At 56.6% G+C, this 14,731-nt stretch carries 14 protein-coding genes and 1 pseudogene; 6 read left to right on the plus strand and 9 right to left on the minus strand.

Going from position 1 to position 14,731, the window contains the following annotated elements; translation table 11 throughout:
- Window positions 1-724: 724 nt before the first annotated feature.
- Window positions 725-1,966, plus strand: a complete 1,242-nt coding sequence (locus HIJ39_RS17425) for an MFS transporter (protein ID WP_169101957.1) — start codon at window positions 725-727, stop codon at window positions 1,964-1,966.
- A 38-nt stretch (window positions 1,967-2,004) separates the two neighbouring features.
- Here HIJ39_RS17425 and HIJ39_RS17430 read toward each other — a convergent pair whose 3' ends face one another.
- From HIJ39_RS17430 to HIJ39_RS17435, 3 genes and pseudogenes are all read right to left on the minus strand, one after another.
- On the minus strand, window positions 2,005-2,343 hold the full coding sequence (locus HIJ39_RS17430) for a tyrosine-type recombinase/integrase (RefSeq protein WP_169101958.1): 339 nt from the start codon (window positions 2,341-2,343) through the stop codon (window positions 2,005-2,007).
- Between the two features lie 17 nt (window positions 2,344-2,360).
- Window positions 2,361-2,465: pseudogene (locus HIJ39_RS25235) on the minus strand (hypothetical protein); the annotation flags it as partial.
- Between the two features lie 678 nt (window positions 2,466-3,143).
- Window positions 3,144-3,875, minus strand: a complete 732-nt coding sequence (locus HIJ39_RS17435; RefSeq protein WP_169101959.1) for a hypothetical protein — start codon at window positions 3,873-3,875, stop codon at window positions 3,144-3,146.
- Between the two features lie 301 nt (window positions 3,876-4,176).
- On the opposite strand from HIJ39_RS17435, the gene HIJ39_RS17440 reads away from it, so the two are divergent.
- Window positions 4,177-4,410, plus strand: a complete 234-nt coding sequence (locus tag HIJ39_RS17440) for a sigma factor-like helix-turn-helix DNA-binding protein (protein ID WP_169101960.1) — start codon at window positions 4,177-4,179, stop codon at window positions 4,408-4,410.
- Window positions 4,411-4,473: 63 nt separating this feature from the next.
- Here the strand turns inward: HIJ39_RS17440 and HIJ39_RS17445 are convergent, their stop codons facing one another.
- The 6 genes from HIJ39_RS17445 to HIJ39_RS17470 all read right to left on the minus strand — a co-directional run bounded on the left by HIJ39_RS17445 (window position 4,474) and on the right by HIJ39_RS17470 (window position 10,350).
- Entirely contained in the window at window positions 4,474-5,121 is a 648-nt protein-coding gene (locus HIJ39_RS17445) for a LuxR C-terminal-related transcriptional regulator (protein WP_169101961.1), read from the minus strand.
- Window positions 5,122-5,673: 552 nt separating this feature from the next.
- Window positions 5,674-6,951: an ABC transporter substrate-binding protein gene (locus HIJ39_RS17450; RefSeq protein WP_169101962.1), complete on the minus strand. Its 1,278-nt coding sequence runs from the start codon at window positions 6,949-6,951 to the stop codon at window positions 5,674-5,676.
- 20 nt (window positions 6,952-6,971) lie between these two features.
- Window positions 6,972-7,751, minus strand: coding sequence for an ABC transporter ATP-binding protein (locus HIJ39_RS17455; RefSeq protein WP_169101964.1), 780 nt, complete (start codon window positions 7,749-7,751; stop codon window positions 6,972-6,974).
- Complete coding sequence (locus HIJ39_RS17460; RefSeq protein ID WP_169101966.1) at window positions 7,729-8,493, minus strand: ABC transporter ATP-binding protein; 765 nt, start codon at window positions 8,491-8,493, stop codon at window positions 7,729-7,731. Before HIJ39_RS17460 ends, HIJ39_RS17455 begins: the two co-directional genes overlap by 23 nt.
- A complete protein-coding gene (locus tag HIJ39_RS17465) occupies window positions 8,486-9,493 on the minus strand; it encodes a branched-chain amino acid ABC transporter permease (protein WP_169101968.1) in 1,008 nt (335 codons plus the stop codon). The genes HIJ39_RS17460 and HIJ39_RS17465 overlap by 8 nt, the downstream gene beginning before the upstream one ends.
- Window positions 9,490-10,350 carry a branched-chain amino acid ABC transporter permease gene (locus HIJ39_RS17470; RefSeq protein WP_243239792.1) on the minus strand — a complete coding sequence of 287 codons (861 nt, stop codon included), beginning with the start codon at window positions 10,348-10,350 and terminating at the stop codon, window positions 9,490-9,492. The genes HIJ39_RS17465 and HIJ39_RS17470 overlap by 4 nt, the downstream gene beginning before the upstream one ends.
- A 190-nt stretch (window positions 10,351-10,540) precedes the next feature.
- Here HIJ39_RS17470 and HIJ39_RS17475 point away from each other — a divergent pair, with 190 nt between their 5' ends.
- From HIJ39_RS17475 to HIJ39_RS17490, 4 genes are read left to right on the plus strand one after another with little or no spacing between them, the layout of a single operon-like run.
- The gene (locus HIJ39_RS17475; RefSeq protein WP_207711764.1) at window positions 10,541-11,647 is read left to right on the plus strand and encodes a cupin domain-containing protein; all 1,107 of its coding nucleotides are present in this window, start codon (window positions 10,541-10,543) and stop codon (window positions 11,645-11,647) included.
- Between the two features lie 31 nt (window positions 11,648-11,678).
- The gene (locus HIJ39_RS17480; protein WP_169101972.1) at window positions 11,679-12,467 is read left to right on the plus strand and encodes an IclR family transcriptional regulator; all 789 of its coding nucleotides are present in this window, start codon (window positions 11,679-11,681) and stop codon (window positions 12,465-12,467) included.
- A gap of 10 nt (window positions 12,468-12,477) precedes the next feature.
- Window positions 12,478-13,398, plus strand: a complete 921-nt coding sequence (locus HIJ39_RS17485; RefSeq protein WP_169101974.1) for a fumarylacetoacetate hydrolase family protein — start codon at window positions 12,478-12,480, stop codon at window positions 13,396-13,398.
- 25 nt (window positions 13,399-13,423) lie between these two features.
- Window positions 13,424-14,650 carry an FAD-dependent oxidoreductase gene (locus tag HIJ39_RS17490; RefSeq protein ID WP_169101976.1) on the plus strand — a complete coding sequence of 409 codons (1,227 nt, stop codon included), beginning with the start codon at window positions 13,424-13,426 and terminating at the stop codon, window positions 14,648-14,650.
- Window positions 14,651-14,731 lie beyond the last annotated feature (81 nt).

The raw sequence follows: 14,731 nt of genomic DNA on the forward strand, positions 1-14,731 counted from the left end.
ATTTTGGGATTTTCCGCCAGTATTACTGCCAAAATAGCGCCATCATCCCATTGTTACCGACTATGACGCAGCCCTGCATGTTCGTTTGAGACCCCGACACCCGTCCGGTCTTCTTGCAAGAGACGGGTTCGCTGTTTTGGTCCCATCCGTTTGGGTCACAGCAATCAACCGTATGATGGAGGTGGAAACGGGTATGATTAACGCCACCTCGAAACTTAGTTCGAGACACCGTCACCCTACCGGATCCTCACCAATATCGTGCGTTGCGGCGGGCCGAATTCATCAGAAACCAGCATCAGCGTGGAAGGCAGGGCCGATGCACTGTAACTTGCGTTTCCCGAAGAACGGGTGGGCTTCCCGTCTCCCTGTTTGGACCGAGGCGTCACCCTGTCAGGCTATCGCGCGATGGTACTCTTGTCTCTCGTGTGGCTGGTGCCACAAGACCTTGTGCAGGTTCGATCCAACCCTCACGCCCCTTCTATTCGTACAGACCTTGACCGATGTGACCAGAGGTCAGACCCGTCTGAGACATAGATGAGACTCGATTGCCAAAGAAGTTCAGTAAAATGACAACATGGCGGGGTACTGAGACCTCCCGCGGCGCGAGGAGTCCCCTTAAGTACCTTTTGCCAGATGATGCGTGGTCGGAACCCGCCGCCGCCCACGTACGCAGAATTCTGAACATCCAGCCGCCCTCGAGGGGGTCAAATTGAAGGAGTAAGCCATGGCTGATACCCGCAAGTTGTCTCTCGTCAGAGAGCTCCATGACGTGACGAACTCTCGCACGTTAGTCCTGTTTGCGTCATCGCTCGTCGTACCCCTGGCCGCGTTCATGCTCTATCCCTTCTTAATCATCTATTTCACCCACGTACTGAAGCTCAGTGCTGCGGAGGCCGGCCTGCTGCTTTCCGTCCGGTTCCTATCAAGCGGCATTTTGGGCTTTGTGGGCGGGCTTGCGGCGGATCGCATTGGCCTGGGTCGCACTTACGTGATGGCGGGGTTGTTGACCGGATTAACCGTATTGGCCATGAGCGCGGAGACACACGTGTGGCCATTGGTCGGCCTGCTGGTTGTACTGGGAGTCTCGGCTTCGACGGTCAATGCCGCGGCCCGCGGGCTCGCCAATACCCAAGTCGATTCGGCTCACGGAGGGACGGTGCAGAATCTGATTCATTGGCTCAACAATGTGGGCATGGCCGCTGCGCTCCCCCTGTCAGCGTTTGCGCTCAGCGGTGGCTATTCTCGGATTCCCTTTGATGTGACGGCGGTGGCATACATGGGCATCGCCTTGCTCATGGCGAGCACCTTTTGGGAAAAGCACGCGGCAGGTGGCGCTACCGCCGGCCCGGCCAAACAGGCCGCCGGGCCATGGACCATCCTGCGCCAGGATCCGGCCTTCGGATGGCTGCTGACTAGCTTTTTACTGGTCGTGGCGGCAGAAATGCAATTTGAATCTGGCGTCCCCTTGGATTTGTCCTACCACTTCCCCCACGGTGCCCAACTCTATGGAGCCTTGGGTGCACTCGACATGGTCGTGGTGTTCGTCCTTCAGCTGGGTGTGAGTCATTGGCTCGCACGAATAAAATCACCGTGGCCGGGCTATATCGGCATGCTCGCCGTAGGCGGTCTGGTGCTCGGTGGTATTTGGCAGACCGTGCCGGGATGGACCATCGCAATTATCCTTCTGGGAATTGGCGATGTGTTCGCCTTTGGCCAAATTTTCGCCCTGATGGGCATGCTGCCTCGACCCGGACAGCAAGGCCAATATTTTAGTATGTTCACCATGGTGCAAGGGCTCGCAACCTTTATTGCCTACGCGGCGAGCGGCGCCGTCTATCAAGTACTACACCCGGTCTGGTTGTTCGGTCTCACCATCCCGGTGGCCGTGCTGGCGACCCTGTCGTTTAGGAACGCCAAGACGTTGTTTCAACGCCGATCCGAATCTGCCTCCGAGGACGCTGGATAGGCCGAGGCACGGAGTGGATCCCGATTTTCTGGTGTGCGTTACACGGCCGTGCTTTCCAAATCACGGTGGCGCAGCACCAGCCTAAGGGTCGGTAGTGTGGCACCCTGCTGCAACAGTCGCGTGGCTAACGCATGCCGCAAGCGATGGGGGCCGAGGGGTGGGACTCCCGCGCGCCGACATGCCTTCTGGACGATATGAGCGATCGCTGCTCGGGACAACTCCTGATGAGGTGCCCGGTTCCGCAGGAGCAACTGTCGGGTGACGGCAGCCGGCCTTTCCTGTTGCAGATATTCTGCCGGTGCCGTCCCGACACCGGTCGGCAAGCGCAGTCGGTCCGACGCCGCTTGTCCATGATGGCAATCTCGCCGGCTCGCCAATCCACATTCTCCAGCGTTAGTCGGCACGCTTCTAGGGCCCGTAATCCCAAACGAGCCAGCAGCAAGAGCACGGCATAATCGCGCCGTCCCGGTGCGACGGAGCGATCGCAACTGGCCAACATCCTCTCGACATCAGCGGACGGTACGATGGGGGGGTAGCCGTGTCGCGTGCCAACTCGCGACGGATGGGAGCGTCATGGCGATGTCATGGGATCTGACCCATCTGATAGCAAAACCGGAGGAAGCTGCGCAATTCCTTAGCACATTCTTGGCTGCTCCGCTACTAAGCCTCTGTGTCTCCTCGAGAAGAAAGGTTCGGGGCTGGCGGGCCGTCAATAGCTCGAGGGACCAAGCCTTGCCGACCCTCCTGACCCAGCTCTCCATAAATCGTTGGGCCGTACGAACATGCTCGCCAATGGTCCGCGGGGCGAGGTTCCGGCGCTCGGCAAGGAAACGCTCATACTGTCTAAGCAGCATCTGGTCGTATACCACCGAACGCCGCCGTGCACGCAATCGCCACTCCGAAGAGCAGAGCCGTTGCCACGCGCCGCCCCAATATCGAATCCCAAACACGATGGCCATCAAGCCCTCGACAATAAATCGCCACACGTCCAAACCCATGGCCGAGCCCTCCGCAGCCATTGGTATATTGGCCGGTGGCCGGTCCGTCGTTTCCACCGGCCGTTGCAGCCCAACCAAAAGATCGTCCGGAGGGCCTGTGCTTGAGGGAATGGACGCTCCCGAACGTTGATGATTCGGCATGTTCAGATACGGCGTAAGTGCCAACCCGATCCTACTAGCTACCGCGTATCCGCTATCGGCTGATTTAGCTCCAGCGTTTCCACTATGACATCCCATGCTCGCCCATTGTCCGCTTCCGCCGTTAATCGGTGAAAAAACCCCGTCCTGCGATCCACCCACAGTTGATACACATGCCCGTCGTAAATGGTCTCGTCCTCCATTTGCAACATGTCCCAGAGGCCACGGTTAGCGCGCAGCGCTGCCGGGTCTGGATACGCGACCAGGTGATACAAATCGCGGTGGCCAATCGGCCCCGTCCACAACAGTTGGAGTTCCATCGACTCCACCCACAATTGGGGATTAATCCACCAACAGAGCTGGCGGTTATCGCGAGGTGACCGAGTGGGGTTTCCGACATCAAACGTGGGCGTTCCGCGGTCGCCCCGCCGGGTCATCCCAGAACCTTGGGCCTTCACGACTCCATCGATCGCGTACAGCCACTGGCCGCCTGTTGCGGAGTACTCTACCTGGGTCCCCGCGGGACTTTGCTGACGGTAACGCCAGGCATCGGGATTGCGCCAAGTCGCGGTGACGGTCCACGGTGTATCCCGGCTTGGAAAGGCAAACAGGGCGGTCGGGTCCAGAAACCGCCACGGGGGATGAAGGTTCGGTCCCGTCTGGTCGCCGACATTATAGTGCTGGATTTTAGCGACTGCGTGAAGGGTTTCCACGAAATCCCACGCTCGAACCATCAGTGCGCGCACTACCTCGATTTTATGAGTGTCGGTCACCGTAGAAAACCTCCTGTTACGTCGCACGGACCCGAAAGGGCCCGTCGTCACCCTTACAGCGCCCCCCGTGTACAGCTCCGCATCTCCGTTGGAAAGAGCTTACAATGGGCCTGGTCTGCTGGCAACGACGGCGCATTTCCACTGCGAAATTTTTCCGGTGGGGCTCATCAGCGCTTAATGCAACTCGCCCCCGTGTCAGCCCTATCGTTTGTCTACGGACCGCCCTCAGATTCTCGACTCTGGCAGAAAGCCGGAATGGTCGCGATTCGTTGACGTCTTAATCAGTAGAGCGGTCGGCCTTTTGATTTGCGATGGCGAGAATCGGGAGATCGCTGTTCTTAACGTTCCGCATCTGGTTCCTCGACGCGCTGAACTCGGCGCACGCGTGGACGGCAAGACCGTGCTCGTCCTGTATTATCTTGACCGCCGCGGCACCCACGAGGAACTCGCGGAAGTCCTGCATGTGTCCCGAGCCACCTATTTCCGAAATCACCGCCAAGCCCTCGAACGGTTGGCGCACGCAGTCTTCGCCTAACCGACACTCAGCCCCCGGACCAACATTCCGGGGGCTGTTTCTCGCATCGCATGCCGGCTGCCGTTACAGAACCCCAGCGAGCGCATTCACATACGCGGCCACGTCCTGGCTCACGTACCGCGCCAGCAAGTGCTGGTGGCATTGCAGGGCTACGTGGGCGAAGGATTCTTGGCCTACGGGCTGAAGTGCGGCCACATATACCGGCCAAGGTGCATTATGTCCGTGTTGCAACCGCTGCGTGACCGTCTCAATATGGGTCCCCGTGATGCGCGGGAGAAACATGACCCATTCCGTCGGGCTCCACTTCGTGACCACATCCCCTTCGCGTAACCGGCTATGAATATGCCGACCCATGGCGTCCGCCACTGTCCCCACGTCGCGCATTTTGAAACCGTCCGAAATCGCCAACATGACGATGCAGGCCCAATTGGGGCCCACCGCGCGGACGATCCGGGCAATCGCCCGTTCCGCCTCCCGAGGCCTGAGGAAGCCCAAATCCCGATCTTGGGCGGAGTTGTGCGTCGGTCCCGGTGCGGCTTGTTGCGACCAATGCTCTAATTTCTGCAGCCCTTGATGCAAATACCGCTCAACCATTTTCGGCGACTGGTGCATCGTTTGGGATAAACGGTCAAGCGGCATGCCCTGAATTACGAGCTCGAGTGTTTCGCGCTCCCGCTTGGTCAAGCGGGGCCCAAGACCTGGTTGCGCCACGGGCAATGTTCCTCCACGGGGGACCGACTCGCCACGTGCGAGTTCACGTCCGAGAGTATTAACGCTATCTACCCGTACTCTACTCGCCCCTGGGTCTCGATACAGTGTCACCGACCGTATCAACCTCCGTTCGATATAGTGTGAAACATTGGTCCACAGGCTCGGATCCGAACCCAACCCTCGTGGCATGGCTCTTTCTTTGGTACATGCTTTTAAGACGGACGGGCCGCTCTGCTTGTCGCCAGCTACTACAGCGTTGGCGCGTTTGGTCTTCCTTTCTCTTCCGTCGTAGCCAGCGCGGAATATCGGCACTCAACATCCATTCCACATCATTTGGCTGTTCCGCCTCGACCACGTGGCGTTCAATAGCCGCTCGGACTTTTTAGGACGCGACCACGGCCACACCTCTATCCGTGAGACTCGTGCCGAGACAACTACTGCATGTCCCACCAATTACCAAGGCGCCATCAGCGGTCAATCCTTCTGGTGACGTTCCCCTGACCGATTTGAGGGCCCAGTATGCGCCGTCAACCGCGAGGCCGGCCATAAGAGCTAGTGTAGATAAAAATTAGCAACAGATGCCCCGGGTTGATGGAACATCGGAACCAGTTTCCCGGATGCGTTAAGTTTGAAGAGATCGAAGCCCTCGGTCGGCCAATTGTATTGGTTAAATTTCAACGGACCAACGGCCCCCTGATATGAAATTTGCTTGCCTTCCTTTAGCAGTTTGGCGCCTTGAGCATAATTGGTCACTACCTGGCCGCTTGGATTGTCCGTGACTTTGCGAATGTACTTGACATAAACGGTTGGATTCGTAGAATGTGCTGCATCCATAGCCAATGCAAGAATGTTGGCGGCATCGTATGTGGCTCCCTGAATGGGACCAGCGGGACCGTCTTTCTTTGGTTCGATTTTGTTCCACTCTTGTTGGAAGTACGGGAACCCTGGCGTTTTGGATGCAGTGAAGACACTAACCCTGAGGAATTTATCCTCGACCGAGTATCCACCGACGGCATTTGCCACCGCTTGAAAGTAGGCTGGGACATCCACTTCTTGACCACCTATTGTTGGGATGCCTAGGATGCCCAATTGCTTCATGTTGGCGAATAGGGTGGCTGCGGTTTGCGGGTCGGTTTCCGTAAAAATGACCTGAGGATGTGCCGCCGCAACCTTTTCGACCTCCGTCCGATAGGACGATTGATCACTGGCCAATGCCAGGTTGACGACCACCTTGCCGCCATGCCTTTCGTAGGCTTTGACCAACGCTGGAACGTTGGACTGTGTCGAACCACTGTTATCCATTAAAATAGCGGCGGTCTTGTACCCCAGTTTCAGAGCCGCTTGTGCCATCGCGGCGCCTTGTAACGAGTCCGGGGAGGCGACCCGATAGAAGTACGTATAGTGACTCTTGTCGAGGGCTTCGTTGCCTGCTAGACTCATCATCGGTATTTTGTGGGTGTTGAATAACGGAACAACCGCCGACGCCACGTCTGATGTAATGCCCACCTCTCCGTTCAGATTGGGATACTGGGCAAACAGCTTATTAGCGGCAGACACGGCGTCGCCGACATCTTGTCCCGAATCGGTAGTAATAACTTGGACCTTATGGCCCAAAACACCACCGTCCTGGTTAATAAGCTTCGCTGCTAGGGAGACCGGCGGCAAGTTATACTGGTTTCCGATAAACGCATTGGGGCCAGAAAAGGGGCTGAACACATCGATCACCACGGGAGAACCACTGGCAGCGGCGCTCCCAGATCCGCACGCACTGGCGGCAATCGCAACGAGGCTGACAAGGCCTACCGCCGTCATATGTTTTCCGAACTTCATCGATCTCATCTCACTTTCGATTAATGTATGACACTGTTTACGTGGTTATCGGTGTTGCTCTCAGAGCCACCCATAAAAATCTTGCCGAGATTCGCAATATCGTCTAAAAGGACTGCTCCGGACGCGTCGACCGCATTCCGACCGTCAACCAACACGTATACCCAGTCCGCTATCGAGAGAAGCGCCCGGGCCTTCTGCTCAACGATCAACAGAGCCAGTCCCTGGTCCTTAAGTTTGCCAAGATGTTCCCATACGGTGTCCATAGCCTGTGGGCTAAGCCCCGCACTCGGCTCGTCCAGGAGAATCACGCGAGGTTTGCTCATTAACGCCCGGGCGAGTGCTAACAATCGCCGTTGGCCACCACTTAAGGTGTGCGCTGACTGATGGCGCCGTTCGGCTAACACGGGAAATTGAGAGTAAATCTCGTCTTTTCGTTGGTTGCGTCCCGCCCGTGCGATATGGCCCCCAATATCGAGGTTTTCCGCCACCGTCAGATTATCGAATACATCGCGTAGCTGGGGCACGTAGCCGATCCCTCGGGACACAATCTGGTCAGGTCGCAGTCCCTGCAGGGGGCGACCATCATATACCACGGTACCGGCCCGCGGTGGAAGAATGCCCATCACACCCTTCAGAAAGGTGCTTTTCCCCGCGCCATTAGGACCAATGATCCCGACGATGCGGTTCGGTTCTACCTCAACCGACGCGCCCCGCACGATCGGGATGGACCCGTATCCGACTTCAAGATTCTTGACCGCAAGCCGACCGGCTTGGGATTCAAGAGAGGTACGCTTCAACAACCCGTTCATCCTCCCTCAGCTCTTTCATGGTGCCATGTGTGAGGACACTCCCATTGACCATGACATTGACCCGGTCGCAGACCTTTTCCATAAATCCGAGGTCATGCTCAATGATGAGAAACGTTAAACCCGTCTCGCGGTTTAGCCGGAGAATATGATCCGCCAGGGCGTCGATCAGCGGTCCCGATACGCCGGCCATCGGCTCGTCTAACAGGAGCATGGTCGGCCGTGTCATGAGGGCTCGCGCCAACTCTAAGAGGCGTTTTTGGCCACCGCTTAGATTTCCCGCATATTCCTCTTCTTTGGCCTGCAAACCGAAGCTGGCCAGCAACGTTCGCGCCTCGATTAAATGACGCTCCTCTTCTCGCTGCCAACGGCCTTTGGAGAACACGGCAGAAAAGAAGTTTTCTCCAGCTTGACGGTGCGGAGCCGTCATCATATTTTCAAGCACAGTCATGTTTGGGAACTCACTGGCCAATTGGAAGGTACGGACTAAGCCCCGCTCGGCCACTTGGTGGGGCCGCAGACGGGTGATGGGTTGACCATCAAATGCCACGTACCCATGGTCCAATCGCACATGCCCGGAGATGGCATTAACCAATGTGCTTTTTCCGGCTCCGTTGGGCCCAATGAGCCCGGTGATGGTCCCGCGTTCAATGCTCAGTGATGCCTCGTTGACAGCCCGTACCCCACCGAATGTGCATACGACGTCGTGGCACTCCAGGATTGTATCGTTATCCATGAGTGGCCTCCTCGACATGGGACATCGGCGGGCTCGTGGCTTGTCGATGACTTGTCCGCTCGGGCCAACGTGCCTTTCGCTCGGGAATTAGGCCGGCTGGACGGAACCAGAGGAACGCCACAACGAGCGCACCGAAAATCGTCCATTGGATGGCATATTCGGCATTAGGATTATTGGCCATGATAGGAATAAATCCGATGCCTTGGCCGACAAGGATGTAAATTACAAACGTCCCGAGGGCGGCTCCCCAATTATTGCCGCGTCCACCGACAATGAGAGCGGCCATGGCGGGAAAGATTTCAGTGAGACTCCAGGCTGGCGGCGACCATGCGGTGACATATTGCGCCATGAGAACACCTGCGAGCGCGGTTAGTCCCGCAGCGGCCACCATCACGATTAGGCGAATGCGGAACGGGTTTTTTCCTAAGGCTTCCGCTCCGCTTTCATTCTCTCGGACGGCTTTGGCAGCCCGTCCAAACGGAGAATGGATCACCCGCTGGCAAAACCAAAAAGATAGAATCGCGAGCAGCCCCGCCAACACCGCAAATTCCCACTGGTAGGAAAAATGCCCAGCACCAGCAATTGCTGACAAGGGTTGGGGAATATTGTAAAGGCCATTTTCGCCGTTGACGATCGGGACCACCCCCTGTAGGAAGGTGTAACCGATCATAAACACCGCAAGGGTCATAATAGCCAAGTAGTGGCCACGCATATTGGTTAACACGAGATAACCCACGCCGAGGCCGACCAGCATACCCAATAAGATGCCGCCAATCATAGGCAGCGGAAATGGGAGCGTCGCGCCGAAGAAATAGTGCTGCAATGCCACGGACGAGTTCGGCCCCATCGACAACAGCGCGCCGAGATAACCGCCGAGGCCCATGAAAAGCATAAACCCCAAGTTGGCAATGCCTAGTAGCCCAAGTTGCAAGTTCACGCTCAACACCAGAATCAGGTCGATGAAAAAGTAGATCACCAGGTTAAGGGCGTAGGTAATCATGCCGTTCCTCCTCCACTTCCCGACGTGAGTGATCGGAACAGACCCTGCGGCCGCCAGAGCAATACGACGATGAGCGCGAGCAGCGACACGACCACGTTGAAGTATGGGTTAATCAACAGCGCCGCCCATTCCCCGACTAACCCAATAATGAGGGCCGCGCCCATGGCTCCATAAGGCGATCCGATGCCACCCAACACCACTACCGCCAAAATTTGAAGAATGTACACGGTCCCCGTGGTCGAGTCGAAACTCGCGGTATTAAAGGCGAGGACGAGGCCCGCCATCCCGCAAAGTACGCCGCTAAGGAACCAAGCCATATTGAGCACCGCGTTGGTGCGAATCCCGGAAACCTGGGCTAAGGAGGGATCAACCGACACGGCGCGCATGGCCTTCCCCAAATCAGTGCGCGTAAGCAGAAGATGAAACCCAACCATGCTGGCAGCAGCTACGCCGATGATGATTAGCTGCGCGACCGTGAGTTTTACGCCGACCACGTGGATGGGCTGCTGGCCGCCGACTGTGATGCTGAAGAAGGTCGGGCCCCAAATGACCTCAATGAGATATTGCACGATAGTGCCGAGCCCAAACGTGACAATCAACATGTTAAAGAATTTGATGCCCCGTTTAAGAAATGGCTGCACAAGAAGTTGATTCATTGCCAACGACAGTACACCAATGAGTAGCACGGACAGGATTGCCGCCGGCCAGAAATTCCAATGGAGATAATGGGTGAAGGTGTAATCAAGAAACGCAACCAACGTCATGAAATCCACATAAGCCCAATTGATCACGTTCGAGACTCCCCACTGCAGGGTAAATCCAACTGCACTGAGCACTAAGATCGAGGCGACAACCAATCCAAATCCGGTACTTTGAAGAAAAATGTTCGAACCCTCCCCACGTGGTGAATTGACAAATTCATTTTCTGTTGCCTAATATAGGATTGTTCCATGATTTCTGTCAACTGAAAATTTTGATATGATAGGTTGTCGGTTGGGGAACGCACCAATCGACGATACTCGGTACCCAATTTGAGGCGGTGATATTTTGGCGGGCGATCGGAACGAAGCCCTAGTTTCGCTATTAACCGACATGCAGCGAGAGTATATTGGCCCTCTATGGTCCAACATCCAGGAGTTGAACACCATCGAGCCACGCTCCAAGGCCGTTCCTTATCTTTGGCGCTGGGCCCGGGTGAAAGAGTACATCGAACGGGCCACGAACGCACTAGACGTAGGGCCAGAGGCCGAGCGTCGGGCGGTTTTCTTTATCAACCCTGGTATGAGTGACCTAGAGCCCGTGGGATGGGGAGGCGCCACTCCGACGCTATACATGGCGGTTCAAGCCGTTCGGCCTGGGGAAATTGCCCCTGCACACCGGCATACCAACACGGCATTGCGCTTCATCGTGGAGGGCCATGGAGCTACCGGCAGGATCGATGGGGAGAAGGCGTCCTTTGAACCGGGCGACTTTTTGGTTACCCCCACGTGGACGTGGCATGACCACGCCAACGAAGGCAACGAAATTGTTTATTGGATTGATTGTTTGGATGTACCGTTCACGAAGTATCTGGGGGTCTGTTTTACCGAATTCTATCCGCAGGCCCAGCAAGAACTCACCGTGCCGGACAACTACTCGATGAAGCGGTATGGTGGTGGCATGGTACGCCCCATCAGTGACCGGCATCCAAAAGCCGTGACCTTAGCACGCTATTCTTGGCAGTCCACGTGGGACGCTTTGGTATCCATGACGCAAACGGATCCGGATCCCTGGGACGCCTATGCGGTGGAATATATTAATCCCTCGACCGGGCGCGACGCAGACGGTCGCATCGGCGCACGACTTCAGCTCATCCCCCCCACCTTCCACGGCGAGGCCCATCGGCATGTGCACAGTGTCATTTACCATGTGTTTCGGGGGTCAGGCTACTCCGTGATTGACGGAATCCGCTTCGATTGGAACCAAGGAGACTTTTTCGTGGTGCCGGGCTGGTCCTGGCACGAACATGTTAACTCGTCGAGTACAGAAAACGCCGTGTTGTTTTCGTGTAACGACCTCCCAATCATGGAGACCTTTGATTTTGAGCGCGTCGAGAACTTGGGTGGAAGTCGACGGCAACAAGTTCGGAGTGTGTTTTCTGGAGGCCAGCCATGAGGCGAACGCCAAATCGGACAGGGGGTACACCTTGCGAGACGTAAATATCAGTCCCATCCGCGCTGTCCGCCGGGCAATTGACGTATTAAATGCGTTCACAACCGAAGAACCCGAGCTGACCGTAGAGCAAGTATCGGAAAAGACGCATTTGCCGAAGGCCACCGTATATCGAATCCTCTATACCATGGAGACAACCAATCTCATCCGTTACGATGAGGAAACGGGACGATACCGCCTGGGCATTCAGTTTCTAAGCTACGCCGGCCTCGTCACATCGACCTACGATGTCGTCCGCGAATCCGAGGAAGTCCTCATTGAACTGCACCAGAGAATACGACAAACGATTTTAATGTGCGTTGTTTCCGGGGATGAGCTACTTTATGTCTTTCGTCGTGAAAACGCGGAGGGTTTGAAATTCTCCTCGTCCGTCGGTCAGCGGCGCCCCATTCCGTATGGCGTCGTGGGCAAAGTGGCGCTGGCGTACCTTCCCCCTGCCCAACTCGATCGGATTTTGGCGCAACCCATTGAGGCGACCACGCCGTATTCCCTCACAGATCCCGAGGAGCTCCGACGACGAATCCACGCGATTCGACAAGACGGCTTTTACATCGATATTGAGGAAACCACCATTGGCGTATGCGGTGTGGCCGCGCCCGTTTTGGATATTACCGATCGGTTAGCCGCCAGCGTGGGCATTATTGGCCCGACGGTCCAGTTGACCGACCATCTGCAGAATGCGCGCGATTATCTCCTTGAGGCCACCGCTCGGATATCGCAAAAGATGGGTCACCACCCGTCGGCGACAACTACAGGAATTTAGGAGGTGCGAAATGAAACTCGCATTATTTGACAATTGGCGGGTTGGCGTGGTCGACGACGATCGCGTGTTCGATGTAACCGAGAGCGTGCCGGGTTGGAAACCGGCTTGGCCCTATGCCTGGATGCTCTCGCTCATTGAAGACATCCATAACCGCCCGGACCGATGGGTCGCGATCGGACAAAGAAGTCCTTCCCATCCGCTGCAAGAAGTGCGTCTTCGCGCACCCGTGCCAATGCCGTCAAAGATTGTGGCGGCGCCGGTTAACTATCGCCGTCATCAACAGGAAATGGGGGGCAAGACCGGAGTCTACCAGGGAGCCAACATCAAAACCATTCAGGACTACGGCCTCTTTATAAAGCCCTCCTCGTCCATCATCGGCCCAGGGGAAGCCGTAACCCTTCCATTTTCGGGTCGACGGACGGACCACGAAGCCGAAATTGGGGTCGTTATCGGGAAGACCGTGAAAAATGTATCCGAAGAGGCGGCAGATGACGCCATTTTTGGCCTCACATGTCTCTTGGATCTGACTGTCCGGGGCGGCGAGGATCGGCCGTTCCGCAAGGGATTTGACGGCTTTACCCCCATCGGGCCGTGGATCGCCACATCGGACACGATCCCCGACCTCGACGACGTACACTTTCGATTCACCGTCAATGGCGATGTACGGCAGGAAAGCTCAACCGCCCATATGATTTATTCGATCCGGCGACTGGTGGCACTGGCATCCTATCAAACCACCCTCTATCCCGGAGACATTATCGCGAGCGGCACCCCCGAAGGTGTGGGCGAAATTCGTCCGGGCGATCACCTCCAATTAGATGTTGAGCATGTGGGACAACTGAACATTTCGGTGGCTAGCGAGTGGGGGCACGCGGACTACATGGGCCCGTGGTTCAATCCATTCCTATCCTCACGGGCGATTCCACAGTAGACAAATTTAGAACGGAGGCAAACTGATGGTCAAAGAACCCATCATCATTGTGGGGGCCGGACCCGTAGGGCTCACCGCCGCCGAAATTTTAGGCACCGCGGGCATTCCTGTCGTGGTGTTGGAAAAGGGACACACGCCCAACCAAGAATGGCGGGCGTCCACCTTTCATGCGGCCACCTTGGAACTCCTCGAGGAGACGGGTCTCACCCCCGAATTGTTAAAGCATGGGCTAAAGGCGGAAACAATCCAGTACCGGGACCGAACAACGGGCTTGTTCGCTGAATTCGATTGTCGTCTCATCGCCGACGAGACACGCTATCCCTTTCGTCTGCAGTGTCCCCAATCGACCTACACACGAGTGGTACACGAACGAACTAAAGACAACCCACGGGTGACCGTGCTATTTGATCGCCGGGTGGACACCGTGTCCCAGGATGCTGAGGGTGTCACCGTCCACGTGACTAACGAGAGCGGTGGGCATGAAACGTTTCGGGGATCCTATGTCTTAGGGGCCGACGGGGCGCGCAGCACGGTCCGAAGGTCGCTAGGCTATAGCTTCGACGGCTATACGTTGGAGGAGCGATTCCTGTTGGTGGGCACTCCGGTTTCGTTTGAAAAGTATATTCCCGATTTAGCCTATGTCAATTACCTGTCGGACCCCGAAGAATTTCTTTTCATCCTCCGGGTTCCCGAGGCTTGGCGGTTATTATATCCCGTTCCTCCCAGCGTGACCGACGCGGCAGCGTTGAATCCCGAACGACTGCAGTCCCAGCTCCAAAAGGCCCTGAACACGCAAGATGAATTCCCTATCGTTGAACACATGATATATCGAGTGCATCAGCGCGTGGCCACCTCATTCTATAAAGGACGCGTCATTCTGATGGGCGATGCTGCCCATGTGAACAGCCCACTGGGCGGATTGGGTCTCAACAGCGGCATTCACGACGCTGTTGATTTAGCGCGCCGCTTTACGCGCATTGTTGATTACGACGATCAAGAGCGCGTTGAAGAGGAGTTAAACATGTACGCCGAGACGCGGCGGTTTGTCGCATTGGCCTACGTCCGGCAAATTAGCAAACGCAACACCAACGTGCTCACGGAACGGGACCCGGTCAGACGGGTGGAACTGCAGCGGGAAATGGCGGACGAGGCCCGTGACCCGGCCCGCGCCCGACAGTGGCTACTCCGGTCAACCCTTTTGAGTGCAGTGCGGGATCAGGGTATCGGGCGTGCGCCTGAACATCGGCGATAGGAAGGAGTAGGTAGAACGCGGCCTTGAGGCTTGGCCGTCATGGCGAGTTTCTCTTGGGCCGCGAACCCCCTCAGAACCGGA

The organism is Sulfobacillus harzensis (assembly GCF_012933365.1).
Taxonomy (GTDB): domain Bacteria; phylum Bacillota; class Sulfobacillia; order Sulfobacillales; family Sulfobacillaceae; genus Sulfobacillus_B; species Sulfobacillus_B harzensis.

What these genes read in the sequence shown, in the direction of transcription:
- HIJ39_RS17425 (WP_169101957.1), top strand. Translation starts at nt 725, where the DNA reads ATGGCTGATACCCGCAAGTTGTCTCTCGTCAGAGAGCTCCATGACGTG.
- HIJ39_RS17450 (WP_169101962.1), bottom strand. Translation starts at nt 6,951, where the DNA reads ATGAAGTTCGGAAAACATATGACGGCGGTAGGCCTTGTCAGCCTCGTT.
- HIJ39_RS17460 (WP_169101966.1), bottom strand. Translation starts at nt 8,493, where the DNA reads ATGGATAACGATACAATCCTGGAGTGCCACGACGTCGTATGCACATTC.
- HIJ39_RS17465 (WP_169101968.1), bottom strand. Translation starts at nt 9,493, where the DNA reads ATGATTACCTACGCCCTTAACCTGGTGATCTACTTTTTCATCGACCTG.
- HIJ39_RS17485 (WP_169101974.1), top strand. Translation starts at nt 12,478, where the DNA reads ATGAAACTCGCATTATTTGACAATTGGCGGGTTGGCGTGGTCGACGAC.
- HIJ39_RS17490 (WP_169101976.1), top strand. Translation starts at nt 13,424, where the DNA reads ATGGTCAAAGAACCCATCATCATTGTGGGGGCCGGACCCGTAGGGCTC.